The organism is Candidatus Zixiibacteriota bacterium, from assembly GCA_016933955.1.
Classification (GTDB): Bacteria; Zixibacteria; MSB-5A5; order GN15; family PGXB01; genus JAFGTT01.
In genome coordinates this window covers 66,308-84,810 of record JAFGTT010000026.1, presented here as the reverse complement: position 1 = coordinate 84,810, position 18,503 = coordinate 66,308, and the positions used below count along the sequence as shown (strand labels likewise).

At 48.5% G+C, this 18,503-nt stretch carries 15 protein-coding genes; 6 read left to right on the top strand and 9 right to left on the bottom strand.

Translation table 11 applies throughout. The features are described from left to right. Positions 1-1,242 carry a hypothetical protein gene (locus JXQ28_08820; protein MBN2277833.1) on the top strand — a complete coding sequence of 414 codons (1,242 nt, stop codon included), beginning with the start codon at positions 1-3 and terminating at the stop codon, positions 1,240-1,242. A gap of 88 nt (positions 1,243-1,330) precedes the next feature. Continuing rightward, positions 1,331-2,029: a bacillithiol biosynthesis deacetylase BshB1 gene (gene bshB1 / locus JXQ28_08815; protein MBN2277832.1), complete on the top strand. Its 699-nt coding sequence runs from the start codon at positions 1,331-1,333 to the stop codon at positions 2,027-2,029. Positions 2,030-2,063: 34 nt separating this feature from the next. On the opposite strand, the gene JXQ28_08810 is transcribed toward bshB1, so the two are convergent. The 6 genes from JXQ28_08810 to JXQ28_08785 all read right to left on the bottom strand — a co-directional run bounded on the left by JXQ28_08810 (position 2,064) and on the right by JXQ28_08785 (position 8,501). Then, positions 2,064-3,314, bottom strand: a complete 1,251-nt coding sequence (locus JXQ28_08810) for a GNAT family N-acetyltransferase (GenBank protein ID MBN2277831.1) — start codon at positions 3,312-3,314, stop codon at positions 2,064-2,066. 87 nt (positions 3,315-3,401) lie between these two features. Then, positions 3,402-4,154: an NAD-dependent deacylase gene (locus JXQ28_08805; protein ID MBN2277830.1), complete on the bottom strand. Its 753-nt coding sequence runs from the start codon at positions 4,152-4,154 to the stop codon at positions 3,402-3,404. A gap of 13 nt (positions 4,155-4,167) precedes the next feature. Beyond that, complete coding sequence (gene selD / locus JXQ28_08800) at positions 4,168-6,369, bottom strand: selenide, water dikinase SelD (GenBank protein ID MBN2277829.1); 2,202 nt, start codon at positions 6,367-6,369, stop codon at positions 4,168-4,170. Positions 6,370-6,533: 164 nt separating this feature from the next. Then, complete coding sequence (locus JXQ28_08795) at positions 6,534-7,079, bottom strand: DUF2007 domain-containing protein (GenBank protein MBN2277828.1); 546 nt, start codon at positions 7,077-7,079, stop codon at positions 6,534-6,536. A gap of 149 nt (positions 7,080-7,228) precedes the next feature. Beyond that, positions 7,229-7,909 carry a TusE/DsrC/DsvC family sulfur relay protein gene (locus tag JXQ28_08790; protein ID MBN2277827.1) on the bottom strand — a complete coding sequence of 227 codons (681 nt, stop codon included), beginning with the start codon at positions 7,907-7,909 and terminating at the stop codon, positions 7,229-7,231. Between the two features lie 322 nt (positions 7,910-8,231). After that, a complete protein-coding gene (locus JXQ28_08785) occupies positions 8,232-8,501 on the bottom strand; it encodes a TusE/DsrC/DsvC family sulfur relay protein (protein ID MBN2277826.1) in 270 nt (89 codons plus the stop codon). A 36-nt stretch (positions 8,502-8,537) separates the two neighbouring features. On the opposite strand from JXQ28_08785, the gene JXQ28_08780 reads away from it, so the two are divergent. Further along, on the top strand, positions 8,538-9,272 hold the full coding sequence (locus tag JXQ28_08780) for an ATP-binding cassette domain-containing protein (protein MBN2277825.1): 735 nt from the start codon (positions 8,538-8,540) through the stop codon (positions 9,270-9,272). Continuing rightward, the gene (locus JXQ28_08775; GenBank protein ID MBN2277824.1) at positions 9,269-10,486 is read left to right on the top strand and encodes an ABC transporter permease; all 1,218 of its coding nucleotides are present in this window, start codon (positions 9,269-9,271) and stop codon (positions 10,484-10,486) included. The genes JXQ28_08780 and JXQ28_08775 overlap by 4 nt, the downstream gene beginning before the upstream one ends. A 4-nt stretch (positions 10,487-10,490) precedes the next feature. On the opposite strand, the gene JXQ28_08770 is transcribed toward JXQ28_08775, so the two are convergent. From JXQ28_08770 to JXQ28_08760, 3 genes are all read right to left on the bottom strand, one after another. Continuing rightward, positions 10,491-12,374 (bottom strand): glycosyltransferase family 39 protein, encoded by a 1,884-nt coding sequence (locus JXQ28_08770; GenBank protein MBN2277823.1) that lies wholly within the window; start codon positions 12,372-12,374, stop codon positions 10,491-10,493. A gap of 79 nt (positions 12,375-12,453) precedes the next feature. Further along, entirely contained in the window at positions 12,454-15,249 is a 2,796-nt protein-coding gene (locus JXQ28_08765; protein ID MBN2277822.1) for a glutamate mutase L, read from the bottom strand. 6 nt (positions 15,250-15,255) lie between these two features. Further along, positions 15,256-16,197: a class I SAM-dependent methyltransferase gene (locus JXQ28_08760; GenBank protein MBN2277821.1), complete on the bottom strand. Its 942-nt coding sequence runs from the start codon at positions 16,195-16,197 to the stop codon at positions 15,256-15,258. A gap of 239 nt (positions 16,198-16,436) precedes the next feature. Between JXQ28_08760 and JXQ28_08755 the strand changes: the two genes are divergently transcribed. Continuing rightward, positions 16,437-16,994 (top strand): penicillin-binding protein activator LpoB, encoded by a 558-nt coding sequence (locus tag JXQ28_08755; GenBank protein ID MBN2277820.1) that lies wholly within the window; start codon positions 16,437-16,439, stop codon positions 16,992-16,994. After that, positions 16,988-18,412 (top strand): hypothetical protein, encoded by a 1,425-nt coding sequence (locus tag JXQ28_08750; protein MBN2277819.1) that lies wholly within the window; start codon positions 16,988-16,990, stop codon positions 18,410-18,412. Before JXQ28_08755 ends, JXQ28_08750 begins: the two co-directional genes overlap by 7 nt. The last annotated feature ends 91 nt before the right edge of the window (positions 18,413-18,503 follow it).

Genomic DNA, 18,503 nt, shown 5'->3' with positions numbered 1-18,503 from the left:
ATGTTGAGGAAATATAGTGTGATTCTCTCGGTCCTTTTACTGACAGCTTTGTTTGTCGGCTGCAGCGATCGGGGTACGGATGTTACAAAGACAGATTACAGCCGGTTTGATGTGCCGCTTGGCAATGATGGCGGACATGTGGTGACCGATGAATTGGCCTTTACGATGTTCAAATCGCATGCAATATATTACCGGATTTACCTTCCCCCCAATTATGCCAATTACGGCGAGGGTGCACCATACCCGGTTCTGTACCTGCTTTCACCCTTTCGCGGTGACGCCTTTTATTATTTCAACCACGGGCTTTCGGCAGTTGCCAACCGGATGATTGCCGAGGGCGAAATCAAGAATATGATTATCGTCTGTATCGATGGTTCGGCGGGATTCGGCGGAGTTTTCTACGGAAATAATTATGCCGGTGGCAAGTATGCCAAGGCTCTTGGTGATATTGAGGGTGATCCCGTTTCGGGAACGTTTCTGGATTATATCAAAATCATTCTCAATACCCTGGATAATCGTGAAAACAGGGCCATCTCTGGATTCGGAATGGGCGGTTACGGTGCCATGCGAATCGCCACCGAGTACAGTGAGAATTTCGGTTCGGTCTCGGCCTGCGCGGCCCCGCTTGACTTCGATGGGGCCAATGGATCAGGCGGCTTTATACCTCTTTTCCAGCAGATCATCGATGAACTCGATACCGAAGGGCAGGGGTATATTTCGGATTCTCTTTATAAAGCCATGGATACAGCCTATGATTACCCGGTTCGTTCTATGATGATGGCGGCGGCCTGTGCCTTCTCGCCGCACTATTTCTACATAGATCCTATCAGCTATAATCCGGCGGTTTCGGCTGATACGATTATTCTCGATGATACCCTGACAGCCTTTGAGCGGGGGGCGGGATTATATTTTCACCTACCGTTTGACAGTGCGGGAACTCCGAGAGATACCGTCTGGAATAGATGGCTGGAAAACAATTTGGAGAACATTCTGGCGGCTCATCCCGATGCCCTGGATAATACTCAGGTTCAGTTGTTCACCCTGTCCGATGGTCTTTATGGATTCAATGAACAAACGGAGTCATTTGCCGCTTATCTGAGTACCGTTCTGGGGACGACTATCACGCCCTATGAATACAGCGGTTATCCCGGTTATCCGGCCAATGAAGGACGTTTCGTTTATGATATTCTTCCGGCTATTCTGAAATTCCATTCGGATAATTTCGTACTACCGGAAGAATAATATCGATCAACAGGAAATGAATACAGCCGGAGGAAGGAACGAACTTCCTCCGGTTTTTTCTGTTAAGGGGTGTTAAAAGGAAAGAAATATGGAATATGATCTGATTTCGATCGGGGCTCACCCGGATGATGTTGAGGTCGGGACCGGCGGGGTTCTAATTGCTCTGAATAAGAAGGGTTACAAGACCGGGGTAGTTTATCTCACTCATGGAGAAATGGGGACGGGGGGGACTCCTGAAATCCGGGCGAAGGAGGCGATAGACGCGGCCGGGATTCTTGGATCCGATCTGGTCGAGACATTCGACTGGGGCGATTGCCGGTTATTCGACACCTATGAACGACGGCTTGAGCTGGCGGTTTTGATCAGGAAATACCGCCCGAAAATCATCCTGGCTCCCCACCCTCATGTCGGCCATGGTAAACGTCAATCGCATCCTGACCATGTGGCCGCCGGGCAGATAGTCATCAATGCCGCCAATTATGCCACCTTGAAGAAAATGCCTATTGAGGGGGAACCGCACCGGGTTGCCCAGATTTTTCACTATTTCCTGCCGCCCGGAATGGCGCCCAATTTCGTAGTCGATATTACCGAGCATTTTGACCGCTGGATTGAGGCTTTAAAATGCCACCGGTCGCAGTTTCTCAACCCGGAAAAATCCCGGGATTATATCTGGTCGCTGGAGACCATGGCTCGATCATTCGGGCAATCGGCGGGATGCAAGTACGGACAGGGGTTTTATAACATTGAACCGATTCGAATTGTCGACCTGTTTGATCTGGTGAAATAGCCCTGAGATTTCCTGAACGATATCGGATCGACCGTCAGAATTGAGTTGTGCACTGCGGTTTGCGGTCGGATTTGAAAATTCGGTTAACCGTCGTAAGAGAATTCGGATCGGAAATTTCCGTCCGCCGATAGCGGTACAGGCTTTCGAAATCAATCACACCCATAAGCATCGAAGAAAAATCCGAAATATCCATTTTTATTTCGACATCGTATTTACCGCCCGATATGACTTCCGAATGGCCATTCACAAAATCCACAAACGTACTGCCGTTGTTTGATTTCAAAAAACTGTCGTTGATGGTAATTTTCAAACGACCATTCCCGTTGTTAAAATTGTGTTTTTTCAACTGCCGGAAGATACCGGGGGTGTCAATCACGCGGTACATGATGCCGATTCCCTGGGCGTTGACGCGGTGATTAATCATACCGACCAGTTGATCGGAATGATCGCGGGGATCATAGGGAATAAAATGCAGATGGTCATCGGAAGTCGGGAAACGGATCAGATTGATCTGGTCATCCTGAGTGTGCAGGAAGGTGATCAGTTCCGAGAAAGCCTCCCGGCTTTCATAAATAAATTCAAAGATCTTTATATCATTGCGAATGAAATTGTCTTTTTCGAGTTGTTTGAACTCAAAAGCCAGGTAACCCAGAATCCGTCGTCCCTGTTTAAAACCGACCAGGCGCATCTCCGGTCTCCCGAAATAACCGAACTCGTATTTGCATTTGCGAAACATACCATGGGTAACGGCCGCATAACGGTTGTAGCAATCCTTTACCGCCGAATAGTCTTTCGAATTCAAATAAACGATATGTTCTTTGGATCCGAAATCGGGGAAATCACCCGGTTTGACAACATACTCGTTGTATTTGGCGCCATATCCCCAACCCATGCGGCGATAAAAATCAGGGCGAAACGGGTACAGGGTGGTCAGACAAGTCCCCATCTTCAGGTAATGATTTATAAAATATTCCATCAACCCGCGGGCCACCTTTTCCCTTTTATATAGCAGATCAACCGCCAGCAGACCACCGCCGCCGACCGGAATTTCCGTTTCAAACATGGTCATGACAAAATCAAAAAGACGTATTCCGCCAAGGAGTTTTCGATCCCGGAAGTATCCCCAGGTCGAGATTTCGGGATTCTCCCGTTGGACTTTCAGCAATCTGACGGTGGCTTTAAGGCGGCTCTCATCGGTATTCAGCCCGAAACCGGGGTAGGAATTAGCTACAATATCAATGAAGCGACGATAATTGCGATTTGATATTTTTTTTATTTGATCCATAATCTCTCCATCAATATCTATTACGTCTTCCCATGAATTACGATTTATATCCGGATTGGTTACAGAATGCCTTTGTTTTTCATTCCATTATATTTCCAGCAATCTGACGAGATCATTAATGACATCCGAAGCTTGCCCGGCCAGGAAGATATCACTTATCCGGCCGGTATAATTCGAGGGGCTGATATTGATTTCGATAATCCCGGCCCCATTCTGTTTGGCTATAGCGGGGATCATTGAGGCCGGCATCACCTCGCCCGAAGTGCCTATTACCAGGAATATATCCGAATGGATAGTTTCGTACAGCGACCGGGAATGAACCCGTTCGGGAATCATCTCTCCGAAAAAGATGAAATCCGGTTTAAGCATGCCATGGCACACGGGACAGACCGGCGGGAGATGATCCAGATCCATTTCAGCGATGCCATACCGTGCCTCGCATTCAAGACACACCAGATACCGGGCATTACCATGAAATTCATAAACCTCCTTCGAACCGGCGGCCTGATGGAGGTTGTCGATATTCTGAGTGATAACGGTACGTAGCCGACCGGCCGTTTCCATCCTGGCCAGTCCGAGATGAGCATCGTTTGGATGGGCTTCGCGGAAAGTGTCGAAAAACATTTTTTTGATTAATGGCCAGGCTGTCTCGGGATGAGTGCGAAAAAAATTGATCTCGAAACAGGCTGGATCGTAGCGACTCCAGAGCCCATCCGGTCCCCGAAAAGGAGGGACGCCGCTTTCCACTGAAATCCCGGCCCCGGTAAAGGCAGTCACCCGCCGGGCCCGTTTTATCATCTTCGCGGCTTTATCCAGTGAGGCCTGATCCAATTTTCCCATGACCGTATATTCTTCAATTCACCATTATTCGGATATGGCTTGATTCATGTACTCGCCCGATTATGGTAGCAGATTCAACTCCGTTTTTGTGAAGCATATTAAGCAAGCGGTCGGCCCGCTCATCGGGAATGGCTATCAGAAGGCCGCCGGAGGTTTGGGCATCGTTTAAGATCAGCCGTTTGGTATCGGATATTCCGGGAGCGTATTCGGTCGCTGTTAAAGTATAGGCCAGATTGTCCCTGGTTCCTCCGGGAATAATCCCCGCCACGGCGTTTTCCGTGACACCGGGCAAAAGGGGAATGCGGCTTATCTCAATTTCGGCCGAAGTTTTGGAGCCATTCATCATTTCCAGCAGATGCCCGAGCAGTCCGAAACCGGTTATATCGGTGCAGGCATTAACCCCGATACCGGTCATGAGTTCGGCCGCGGTTCGGTTCAGGGTGGCCATGGTTTTAACCAGAATATCCTTGTGTTCTTTTTCAAGTTGACCCTGTTTCATGGCGGTAGTCAGGATACCGGTTCCAATGGGTTTGGTCAAAATCAGTCTGTCGCCGGGCTGGGCATTACGGTTGGTCACCACTTCGGCGGGGTTTATTATTCCGGTAACCGCCAGACCGAATTTAGGTTCGGTATCATCGACAGTATGTCCGCCAATGATGGAAATTCCGGCCTGACCAGCCGCCTCAAGTGCGCCTTCCAGAATGAGTTCAAGAACTTCAATCGGCAAACGGTTGCTGGGAAAACCGACAATATTGAGGGCAAAGAGGGGGCGGCCACCCATGGCATAAATATCCGAGAGCGAATTAACCGCGGCGATCAGGCCGAATTCGAAAGGATCATCGACAATCGGAGTAAAGAAATCCACCGTTTGAACGACAGCCAGATTGTCATTGAGTCGGTACACCGCGGCATCATCAGAGGTATCGGTACCGACCAGAATATCAGCATTGTCGGGAACCGGGAGTTTTTTTAAAATATCTTCCAACAACTGGGGGCGGAGCTTGCAGGCACAGCCAAGGCCGTGAGTATATTGAGTCAATTTGATTTCCGAGGTTTCAGAAATATGTGTAACCTTACCGGCTGATGGTTGTAGTCCTTCCACCACCCGGGTGATCTCGGTGATGGCGCGGTCGATTTCGTCTCCGGTGGTAAACCGTCCCGCCGAAAAACGGATTGTTCCCATGGCATACTCCAGAGGAACAGCCATTGCTTCAAGGACCGCGGAAATATCGATATTGTCGCTGTGGCAGGCGGCTCCGGCCGAGGCGGCAACCTCGGTAAGTTCCGCCAGGATAGTATTGGCCTCCAATCCCGGAAAACTAATACTGGTGGTGTTGGGGAGCCGCTTTTCCGGGTGACCGTTGATCTTAATATCGGGGAATTTATTTTGCAATCCCTGTTCCAGCCGATCGCGCATTCGATTCAGATGTTGCCGGTGCTTTTCGGTTTCACCGCCGATCAGGCGGCAGGCCTCACCCAACCCGACTATTTCGATGACATTTTCAGTGCCGGCTCTCAAATTCCGCTCATGATCGGCACCGTGGACATATTTCTCAAGGCGAATACCGGAGCGGATATATAGAGCGCCGATTCCCTTGGGGGCATATAGCTTATGGCCGGCCACAGAGAGCAGATCGACACCCAGGCTATCTACCTGGACCGGAATCTTACCGACCGACTGAGCGGCGTCGGTATGCATAATGATATTGTGCCGACGGGCGATTTCCGCAATCTCGATAATGGGCATGATAGTCCCGACTTCATTATTGGCATGCATGATGGTGATCAGGATGGTGGCGGGCGTGATGGCCTTTTCAACCAGGGCAGGATCGACCAGTCCATTGGAATCGACCGGCAGGTAGGTGACCTTGTATCCGTTTTGTTCAAGATAGCGGCCGACCTCGATCACCGCCGGATGTTCCACAGCGCTTGTAATGATGTGGTTGCCGTGATCACGGTAAGCCCGGGCCGCGCCTTTGATGGCATAATTGTTCGACTCCGATCCGCCGCTGGTGAAGATTATTTCTTCGGGATCACAATGAAGTAATTCGGCCACCTGACGACGGGCCTTTTCGACCGCCCTTCTGGCCGTTACCCCGTAAATATGCCCGCTTGACGGATTACCGAAATGCTCATTGATAAATGGCAACATGGCCTCGGCCACCCGCGGGTCAATCGGGGTGGTGGCATTATAATCAAGATATATCGGTTGCATCCAATTATCTCCGGTTATTCTCTTTATTGTAATTGTCAATCAAGATACCATGTGGAGATATATTTGGCAAGTGACAGAGATGTGAATAAAAAAAGCAGATCCCGTTTTCGGTGATCCGCTTTTCTGGTAAGTATTATCAAACGCCCGAAGGGCGTAAATGTCAATCAGTACCGATCCTCCTCCTCATCGACATAGTCAATATCGTCTTCATCATCGATATAGTCATCATCGTCATCTAGATCATCGTCGTCAGTATCAACAAATTTCTTGCGGCTCCCGCCCAGATCAAAATCATCGTCGTCCTCATCCTCGTCTTCATTTTCATCCTCGTAATCATCGTCATCGAATCCATCTTCATCGTCTTCCGTATCCATCATATCCACCAGCACTTCCAAAGCGTGATCTTCGTCTTCTTCCCGGACCTTGAACCGGACCGGCCCGGCCACCGGCTGGAAACCAAGTTGGCTGGCTCCGAAAAGATCGGTAACGCCGTTACCCTGGGCAAAAAACTCGATTCCGGAATCCTCAAGTAATGATTTGGCGATTAAAACCCGTGATCGGTCGCTGGTTTCATAAACCGTGACCAGATCCCCATATTTGTCTTCATGCTCCTCTTCTTTGGGTGGCAAATTGGCAACCAGCTTGACATCGCAATCGGGACAGACAGTTATCCCTTTTTTGTATTCATAACGGCATTTGGGACAGAACATCGCACAATCCTCCAGATATGCATTTGTAACCATATATCTCGGCAGATAGTAATGGAGACATTTCTATGAGCCGTCATTAAAAATATTATCCTTTTTAATTTAAATTATACTCAATTTCAAGCAAAAAAGTACAACAGTATCGCCCATAATTATCTCACCCGAAGACCGGAAATTTTAACCGCTCCGCGGTGATAGCCATCGGGGAACAACACCTCCAACTCGTTCAGTTCTATCTGGTTATCCCGGCAGGTTTCATAAACCGTGGGAACGCCCCGGTTCTTTTTATACTGCTCTCGCAAATAGCGGATTATTTGCCAGTGACGCTGGTTCAGTTCTTCGGGCATTTTCATCTCATAGGCCTTATGGATGGCATACTGCTCATCCCAATCATAGGGATTGACCAGAAATCCGCGAACATCGACCCGGTAGGTTTTTTCCGGGGCTTCAAGATTTATGGCACCGGCCTCGATTTCGGTCCAGGAATTGGCGATATAACCTTCTTTGTAAGTTATCCCGGCCAGTTTACAGGCGCCGCGGAGGTATCCGGCGGGGAAAAGCTCCTTAAGATCTTTAAGATGCAAATTTTTGGCGGTACAGGTCAGGTAAATCTGAGGACATTTTCCAAGGTTCTCGTAGGTGTTCCGGATAAAATAAATTACATCCCAGTGTTCTTTTGTCAGATCCCTGGAGATTTCAGATATGGAAGCCATCCCCTCGGAAAAATTCTCATCCCATTCGCGGAAATTGAGCAAAAAACCGTCGTCATCGACGGCGTAGGATTTACCCTTGAACGCGAATATCCCCATATTCTCTCTTTTACTCAGACTCATTCATTCTTTTGCTTTTCGCCATATGTCATTCGGAGAGAAAGCGTAAAGCAAAGTCTATCTCTAATCCTTGTCGGTTTTATGGCCGGAAAATAAACCCCGGGAAAACCGATTTTCGATCACCCAAATTATATCGGGATTGGCGGCCGTCAATAACTAAATTCGAAAAAATTAAGGTGATTCAATTTTTTTATAACCCGGCGCAGAAACTGCTCAGACACAGCATTTCGGGCTGATGGGGCTAAAAAAGGGATTTATACAGATAATAAAAAAAAGCTTGGGATGGCCTAATAATGGGCCCGGATACTGATCGTCTATTTAACCATCAGGCCGGCGATCTTAACCGTTCCGCGATAATAACCGTTGGAAAAAATTCTTCCAGCCGTTTGGATTCCATTTCATTAGCTTTACAGGTTTCATAAGCAGTTGGAATTTCCCCGGTCTTTTTGAAGGCGTCACGCAAGTAATAAATAATCCGCCAGTGTTCATCGGTAAGCATTGATGGCATATTCATTTCATAGGCCTCGAAAACCGCGAACTGTCGATGGCGGCGCAATTGGGGTGATCCACTTAAAAAGGTTGATTTTGGAGTCATAAAGTCATTAATTTCCGGTGAAAGCGAGGGATAAAATTGATAAAAGCCGAGAGACTAACCAAAATCTTCAAAGATCGCAAACGCGGTGAAATACGAGCGGTCGATGAAATATCGTTTACATGTGAGCCGGGCCAGGTGTATGGTCTTCTGGGGCCCAATGGAGCCGGCAAGACGACAACTCTCAGGATGCTCTCGACGGCCTTGCGGCCCAGTTTTGGGACCGCCCTGATCAACGGCGTCGATGTCGTCCGGGATCCGCAGAAGGTCCGTTCGCAGATCGGCTTTCTGTCGGGCAATACCGGTTTATACGCGCGTTTGAACCCGCGAGAAATGGTCCGCTATTTCGGGCGGCTTTACGGTATGACCGGAGATCAAATTGCGGAGCGAACCAGAGTTATTTTCGATATGCTTGAAATGAATGATTTTGCCGATACCCGCAATGCTAAACTCTCGACCGGTATGAAACAAAAGGTATCAATTGCCCGGTCGGTGGTTCATGACCCTCCAACAATGGTGTTCGATGAACCGACTACCGGACTTGATGTGATGAGTTCGAGGACGATTGTGCAGTTTATCCGCCATTGCCGCGACGATGGGAAGACAGTCATTTTTTCGACCCATATCATGAGTGAAGCCCACCGCCTGTGCGATAAAATCGGGATTATCCATAAAGGGCGGCTTTACTATGAAGGAACGATTCCCCAGATTCTGGAAAAAACCGCCACCGATACCCTTGAAGATGCCTTTATAAAGATTGTGGGGGCAGAATGATCAGACCGAGTAACGTTATCACCATATTCAAAAAAGAGATGCTGGATACCCTGCGCGATCGAAGGACGCTGGTGTTTATGCTCCTGGTGCCGATCGTCGCGGTTCCGCTTTTGATGACCGGTTTGTCATCACTGATGGTCAGCCAGATTACCAAAGTTCAGAAAGAAGTTTCCCGTGTGGTTATCGAGGGCGCGGAATATTTGCCCGATGAATTGGCCGGGATGATTGCCTCGGATTCCGGTATGACGCTCCTGGACGAATCAAGCCTGGGTGAGGGAATGCTGGTAGATCATCTTAAAAAGGGCGACATCGACCTGCTGGTTTTTGTGGATGAGGATTTTGCGGCCAAAATCAATCAAGAAAAGACCGGCGAGATAAAGATTTTCTATGATAAAGCGGAGATGAAATCGGATTTTTCACTGGATAAATTCGAGGATATTTTGAAAGAGTACAAGGAGAAAATTATCCTCAGCCGGATTGAGGGACGGGATATCTCTCCAGAAATTCTGACCCCGTTTGAAATCAAAGATAATAATGTCGCTCCGACGCAGAAAATGGTCGGCAAGGAGCTGGGCGCGCTTTTACCATACCTGATTATTATCATGTGTTTCATGGGTGCGATGTACCCGGCGATCGATCTGGCCGCCGGAGAGAAAGAGCGCGGGACCCTGGAAACCCTGCTGGTATCACCGGCAACGCGGGGCGAGTTCGTACTCGGTAAATATTTTGTAATCCTGGTGACCGGGATTGTGGCGGCCTTTTTATCATTGGGCAGTATGGTCTATTCGCTCAACCATATGGTGAGCGGCGTCTTCAGGGAACTGGCGCAGAACCTGTCCATCGGTCTTGATTTACAGACTATCGGTTTGATGGTCCTGATTGTACTGCCTCTGGCGGGGATATTCGCCGGGATTCTGCTTTCGGTTTCGATTTTCGCTCGATCGTTCAAAGAAGCCCAAAGCTATGTGACGGCTCTGAATATGTTTATTATCCTACCGGCCTTTGTCTCGTTCCTCCCGGGAATCAAGATGAGTTACCAGATGTCACTGATACCGGTTCTTAATGCCAGCCTAATCCTGAAAGACGCTATCTCGGGAACGATCCAGTGGAATTTCATTTTAACAGCTTTTCTGGCCAATGCCGTTCTGGCGGCGGCGGCGCTGGTATTCTGTCGCAAATGGTTTGAACGTGAATCGGTTATTTTCAGAATGTGACGGTTTATTCCAGGGCTTCAAGTCTCTCCCTGGCCGGAGTATGGTCGGGATGGTATTTCAACAGGAGGCGGTAAATCATGGCCGCCGAATCCGGTTTATTTTCATCTTCATATATGGCTCCCAGGCCCATATACGGGTCGATTTTCGTAGAATCCAGTTCGATGGCACTTTGAAGGTAAGGTTTGGCTTTAGTGTATTTGCCGTAGCGATAGTATAATGTCGCCAGATTATAAGTCAATTGCCATGAACGCGGGAACATCGTGATTCCCCTGAGAAAAGTACGTTCCGCATCCTGGGGTCGTCCGGCCTGAACATAGGCATAGCTAAGCGACACGATCGCCCCCTGATTATCGAAAGCTATTGATAAGGCTTTTTCAAAATGCTCGACAGCCTGTTCCGGCATACCGTTCTTCATATAAACGGTGCCGAGAATACTCTCGTACTGCGAACGGTTTCTGGTTGATTCTATATTACCGCCCAGATTAAACAGGATCAATCCCGCGAGAAAAATACCCAAGGGCGCTTTCCAGTTCGGGTTGTGGTTCTTAAAATAGTCGGTTATTCCGACCAGAGCGTATGAGGCCAGAATGATTGCCATTGGAATAATCGGTTGACGGAACCGGGAACAAACGAAAAACAGGGCCACTGCCAGAGAGTATATTACAATTCCGGTTATCAGGATAATAACATTCTTTCTGTCTTTCAATGCCATATATCCTCCGGCCAGCATCAACGGGAAAAGCAGTCCGGAAGGGAAATTCAAAATATGTTTCCAGAGTGTCAATCTCATTAGAATTGAATAATCCGAGGCAAAATACAGCGACTTGTTGTTAAAAATTTCCTGACCATGCCAGAAATAGTACCACTTTTTTAAAAACAGACCAATTGATACAAGCGGTCGGCTGATTATATCATCAAAGGCTTTTTTAAACCAGAATGATGAAACCTCGGAATCAGTCATATCTTGACCGGTTTCACGTTCGGCCAGTTTGACCGATTGGAAATAAATCTGGTCGATATATTGCTCTTCCGTTATATTTCCGGTGCCCGGCATAGCCACCGTCAGACCGTCGGCATGGCGCGAGTTGCCAATATAGAAATTGGCCCCCCCCTGACTTGATATAAACACCGGATCATCAGCCACCACCAGATTCCGGATTGTTACCGGCAGGATGGGTAATAGTATGCCAAGCCCATAAACAAGGCCGTGACGAAGTAATTGGCGATATCGATCGGGGGATTTTGATAAAATATAATATGCGGGTAAAGTCATTAACAGGGGCAATATCGTTGGACGGGTAATGGCCGCCAGCCCGAGAATAATCCCCGCAATAAAGAAATCGCGAACGCCGCCCTTATTCAGAGCCAGATGCAGAGTAACCAGGGAAGCCAGGAACAGAAATACTGCCAGAGTGGTAATCATCAATTCACCCTCGAAATATACAAGAGTGGGCCATGCGGCCAAAATGATACCCGATATCCAGGCTGTCTTTTTTCCGACCAGGTAGCGGGCATAGAAATAGGTCAGAGTCGTTGTCCCGATTCCCAAAAGGCACTGCAACAGAATCACCGGTGACGGCGTAACGCCTATGATCTTGTACAGAAATGCGACAATATAGGCATAGAGCGGAGCCCGAAAAAAGGCCTGGTTACCCCAGAAATTTGTAAATGCGATCTGTTTCGCCCAGCTGTCAATGACCTGGCTGTCGAGAACGTAATTACCGAAGAAAACACTTTGCTGTAGCCGCCAGATATAAATAGTCCGAATTAAAACCGCAATCAGTAATATAATCACCAGCCTTTTCACTTCAGAAGAGTCAAGGGCGAGAAAGCCTTCATTCTCAGTCGAATCGCGAGTATGTCCCTTGGGGCGAGCAACTTTCGGCATGACAGTCCTAATTATAAGCTTTCATTTATCTTATCGGCAAGAGCTTTCTGTTAATGCAAAAGAAGGCAAATGGGTCCATTCAAGTTTTCTCCTGAGGGAATATTACCTGCGGTCTTATAACACCGGAGCGAAGCTGGGTGGTAGCATCAACAGTTACCCCGGCCCCATTATTGGTAGATATTCTCCCCGTGATATTCTCATCGATGGAATTTTGACCGAATCCCTCCAGAACCACCAGTGGGAAATTCGGATTGATATCATAAATATCCTGAAGGTCGAGAGTACATGTGATCAAACCGCGAACCTTTTCCGATCGGCACTTTTCCAGGTCTTTTCGACTGAGTACCGGCAGGAAAATAATCCGATCCGACTCGATCACATTGCAGGAAAGTATGCCATATGTTTGGCCTCCATTACCCCACATGCCGGTAATACTCAATCCCCGGTTGACAATCACGGCCCCTTTGGCCGAGACACTTTCGATGCGCCCCGGAATCCAGGCCTGCAAATCCAGTTCTTCACGTAACGGCTCAATGGTTATAAATCCTGTCGGCAAATCAATATCCCTGATTCGGCCGCGAATGGGCGAACCAATCGCTCGATGACCGCCATACATATATCCGTCAGCCAGCCATTGATCTTTTTCGATTTCCTGGCCCACAACGCATTTAAGATACGGTTTCAATTTTCCGGGATCGACTTTCAATTCGCGCGCCACATCGACTATGCAGATATCACTGATATATTCCTGTTTCTCACGGACTATGACGGTTCCGGTGGGCAATATTTTTTCGACTTTCCCTGCGACCAGCGATTTGAATATACGGGGATTGAAGATATTATTTCGATTTTCGGCAATGATCTCTCCGGAAATGATTTCATCACCAATCTTTTTGTGAAGATATCTTTCAAGTTCTCCGGGGTTAACCTTGAGATGAGCGGCGACATTCAAAAAAAACGGCCGCAGGAACAACCTCGTGCTTCTGGCAATAACCATCTCGGGTGTGACTGTGTCGCCGGGCTGACAGAGTATTTCACCTGGTATTGCCATTTCCCGCGCAATCCGTATCTCACCGTCATGTATCTGCGTAACCGGTTCCGAACGGTCACTATCGGCAGGAGAGAGGTACGAATTATCGGGGAAATAATCAGTTGCCAGGCCGGCTGATTGATGACGGGTATCAACAATAATATGATCCACCCGGCGATTCGGGGTTAGTTGTTTCTCCCGAATCTTAAATTTTTTGGTTTTAATATTGATGGTAATATTATCGCGGGCCATGGATGGAATGAATTTTAATTCTCCATTGCCGATTTTTTCAGTTTCCATATTACCGGATTCTCCGGTTTGATTGATATAAATCACGGCGCGGCCGGATTTTTCTTCAGAATCGGGGATAATGGCTTTACCGAGATGAACCACTCCCAATCGATGAAAAAGTTCCACCGCCAGTTTTTCATTGACGGTCGAGAGAATACCCAGATGAGGAAACATGAAGGCGCTGTCGACTGCCAGATCGGTGACTCCTTTGGGGCGGAGCGCATTGAGCAAAATTACAGCGGCGGTTCGGCGCGGGGTGTGGGACAGTTTCCCGCCGCTGCCGATGATCATATCGTAATCATCGATTGATAATCTTTCGCCATCGGATGTCTTTTTTTTCGTCTTGCGTTTTTTGAGGTAATGCCATCCCAGGTCTTCTTCGGAGCGGCTCAATTTTACCCCCTCCAGGACCTTCAGATGCTCCCGGACCGCTTCCCGGATAGCAACCGAGGCAACGGCTCCCTCGATTTTGGCATCCTCGATATTACCGGGCAGGATGGTCGGGCGGAGGTACTTATTGCCGATACGATCGAGCAACTCCTTCGAGTCTATTTCGAAGTCCAGGAGTTCACGGATTTTATCCAGACCGGCCTGGTGGACAACATTGATAATACTGTAACTCATTCCCAGATTGGCGCTGACTGTCCGGAATACGAAACCCTGTTCGGCGGTAAAAACATCGGTGGTAGCTCCGCCGATATCGATCGCCAGGATACGGGCCTGCATGTCTTTGGAAACCAGGGTCAGAAGACGGCTTACGGCGGCCGGGGTTGGCAGGATGGGAGCCGCAATCCAGTCGGTAAAGGTCTCGTAGCCGGGCGCCCGCGACATAACATGTTCCATGAAGACATCATGAATGGCCTGGCGGGCCGGTTCCAGGTTCTCTTTATTACTGGCGGGACGAAGATTGGCCACCGGGATATAAATGAAATTCCGATCAAGTAATTCCCGGACATAATCGCGGGCATCGATATTTCCGGCATAAATTACCGGGAGTCGGCCATCATGACTCAGTTTGGGCCGAAGCCCGGACTGGTTCAGCATTTCCGCCAAAAAAACGGGACCATCAATCGATCCTCCATCGAACCCCCCGGCCAGGAGAAGCATATCGGGGCGGAGAGCCTTAAGCCGTTCGACTTTCCAATAAGGGGTCCGGTGATCATCCAAAGCAATAATATTCTGAATAATGGCCCCTGCTCCCAGGGCCACTCGTTCGGCGCTTCGAGCCGTAACCTCGCGGACCAGTCCGGCCACCACGACCGCCAGGCCGCCACCGGCGCTTGAGGTAGCCAGGCAGGGCAAATCGGGCCGGTCGTTTTTAAGAAGTTTACGCCCGGTTAAATCCTCCAGGGCTTTCAAGGCATTGATGACCCCGAAAGTGACATCCTCGTATGGTTTCTCGACCGTGGTCGGTTTTTCCCGGCGGTAGAAATGCCAATCGCCGTCCCTGACATAAAGGATGGCCTTGGTGGTGGTGCTCCCGATATCAATAACACAGAATTGCGACAGATTGGAACTGAAGAGACCGGGATTCCATTTACCGGAGTTATTCATCGATAATTATCCTGCCATTGGTTTTCGGCCTTTGGTAATATAGTATAAGGTCCCGCCGCACATGGCAAGACTCCTGTTTTCGATCTGCTTTTTATATATGGTGCGGTATTTTCTGGTCAGTTTCTGAAGGCGGTCGAATTCCTCCGGTTTCCCGCCCCCGGTCAGAAATTCCTCGCGGTTTTTTTTCAACCAGAATCTCTGAATTTTGGGATCAAACATGTTTCTTTTTATCCCTTCGAAGCGATGCTTTTGTCTGGGGTCGTCATAAGGTGGCTCCAGGTAAAAAACTTCGTCATTCATTCTGACCCCGATGTCTGTCATCCCCAGATTTGTAAGAAGGTGCGGCAGACGAGAGCCAATTGAATTATCGCCGCGGCCGAGTCTTATTCTACCCTTGTTGGCCAGCAGGATCATTTTGTTGAACAACAATTGATCCTCCAGTTTCATTTCCGGAACCGAAAAATACCCCCGGGCCAATCCCGAGGCGACATTATCGGGCTCATCGCACATAATCAACCCGCCCGGTTTTAATATTCGAATCATTTCTTTCAGGGCTCGTTCCGGCTCAACCAGGTGCATCAAAATCGTCTGGCACATGACCCAGTCGGCAAAATTATCCTCGAACGGAAGGTGATAGGCATCGCCGGTCAGGAATACCGCTTTTCCGCCTTTAGCCCATCCCCGGGCGGCTTGTGACGCCTGACGAAGCAGTTTTAAAGAGTGATCAATCCCATAGTATTTACCGCGGCGCCCGAAATAGGGCCAGTAGGTGTATCCGAGATAGCCCAATCCGCACCCGATATCAACGGCAGTAAATCCATGGTGTAGTCCCAGCCAGCGGGCAAATTTAAGTACCGAATCCTCCGGCCACATATACCGGCGTTGGCGTTCAAGCATGATTTTCCATTCACCCTCGGACCAATCGATTTCTTTCCGGATTTTTGACATGATTATATCCTCCGGGAAATAATATAGGGTCATTTACCTTTAATGGCGAGGATTTTATCGGAAAATCCGACAAGATGTCCGGTGACAAAAGAATCAATAAAAAATTTTTAATTGCCGACCATATATGCCGATCGTAAATTCAATGATCGAATGTATAAAAAAGAATGGAATTTTCTTAATTCTCAAAGGAAGGAGTTGACGTGAAAAAAATCATTATCATCGGACTGGCCCTGGTGTTCATGCTGGGATGCGGATCATCCAAAAAAGTGTATCGCTTGGAACCGGAAACAGTCACCGATTTAAGCGGACAGTGGAACGATACCGATGCCCGCCTGGTGGCCGAAGAGACGGTTGACGATTGCCTTAAGCGGGCCTGGGTAACCGACTATGTTGAGAAGAACGGCAAAAAACCGGTGGTGACCGTCGGGACGATTCGAAATATGAGCTCGGAACATATCGATACCGAGGTTTTCACCACTGATTTCGAGCGGGAACTGATCAATTCCGGAAAGGTCAGATTCGTGGCCAGCCGCGACCAGCGCCAGGAAATCCGCGAGGAACGGTTCGAGCAGCAGGAATTCGCCTCGGCGGAAACGATGAAAAAAATTCGTAACGAGACCGGAGCGGATTTTATTTTGCTGGGAGCGATTAAGACTATCGTGGATGAAGTCGAGGGGACCCGGGTGGTTTTCTATCAGACCGATCTGGAGATGATCAATATCGAATCGATGGAAAAGGTCTGGATCGGAACCAAGAAGATTAAGAAAGAAATCTCCAAGAGCAAAACCAAGTGGTAAGTTTGTTGATCTCCGGAATCCATATCGGCAGGATGGCGACCGCGGGGTTGCTGTCCTGCTTTCTGCTGATGGCTGGATGCAGTACACTGTCCACTCAAAGGGGTTTCTATAAGCCTATCACGGCCGAGCTGGAAAAGGAAAATTACGATGGAGCTGTGGCGGCGATGGAAAAGGCCCGGCAGGAAGATAAATTCGCCGGAAAGGACCGTTTTTTGTATTATATCGATGCCGGGTTGCTTTATCATTATGCCGTCTCCTACGATTCCAGCAACGCCCGCCTGAACGCGGCCGAGCAAGCCGCCGATGAGTTGTACGCCAGGAGTCTGTCGCGAGCCGCGGCCTCGCTTCTGCTTAACGACAATGTCCTGGAATATGCCGGCGAGGATTACGAGATATTATACAGTAATTTGATCAAAACTCTCAATTATCTGGAACTGGGGAAATTCGAGGATGCTTTTGTCGAGGTGCGGCGGGCCAATGAAAAACTTAACCTGCTGGAACAAAAATACCGTGATATGGCCAATAAATACGAACAGGCCAAAGAAACCGATTCCATCAAAGTGGATATAAAGTACGAAGCCAGAGAAGTCCGGTTCAACAACGACGCCTTTGCCCGCTATTTGAGTATGCATATGTACGCCGCCGAGGGGAAATTCGATGATGCCCGAATCGACCGGGATTATCTTGGGGCCGCTTTTGCCGAACAGCCTCATATTTACGATTTCCCCGAGCCCGATGTAAGATTCGTACCGGAAGATAAAAATAAAACGATCCTGAGTGTCATCGGTCTGGCCGGGCTGGCCCCGGTCAAAGAACCGCTCAATCTCAGGCTTCGGACCGATAAAAATCTCGATCTGGTTCAGATTCTCTATACCAATCCCTGGCGCAAAAATACCGAATATGGCCATATTCCCATGAAAATATCCGAAGATTATTATTTCAAGTTCGCCATTCCGGTAATTGTCAGACGAGCTAGCAATATCAGCCGTATCCGGGTACTGGCCGATGGAGTATTTATCGGGGAATTGCAGTTGCTCGAGGATGTCGCGGCGGTGGCCGGAGAAACCTTCGAAGCCAAACGTTTTTTAATCTATTTGCGGACGGTGGCCCGGGCCGTAGCCAAAGGCTTGATAACCCATCGGCAGAAAGAGAAAGTCGATGACGGTAAGGCCGGGGGATGGCTGGCCAAACTGGCTATCGATGCCGTTACCGATATCAGTGAAAACGCCGATCTGAGATCGGCCCAGTACCTTCCGGGGAAAATATATGTCGGCGATTTTGAAATGGCGCCCGGTAAGTACGATCTCACCATTGAATTCATCAACCCCGAAGGACATGTCCTGGGTTTTAAGAATATTGACGATTATATTGTTTCGAAGACCACTCTTAATATGGTCGAAGCCCGACTGCTGAAATAGAATTATCCCTGGTTTAAAAATATCTCAGATCAATATTATAATCATATTTCCATGCCTTTGGAGACGTGGAAATGAAACGTGATATAGCTGT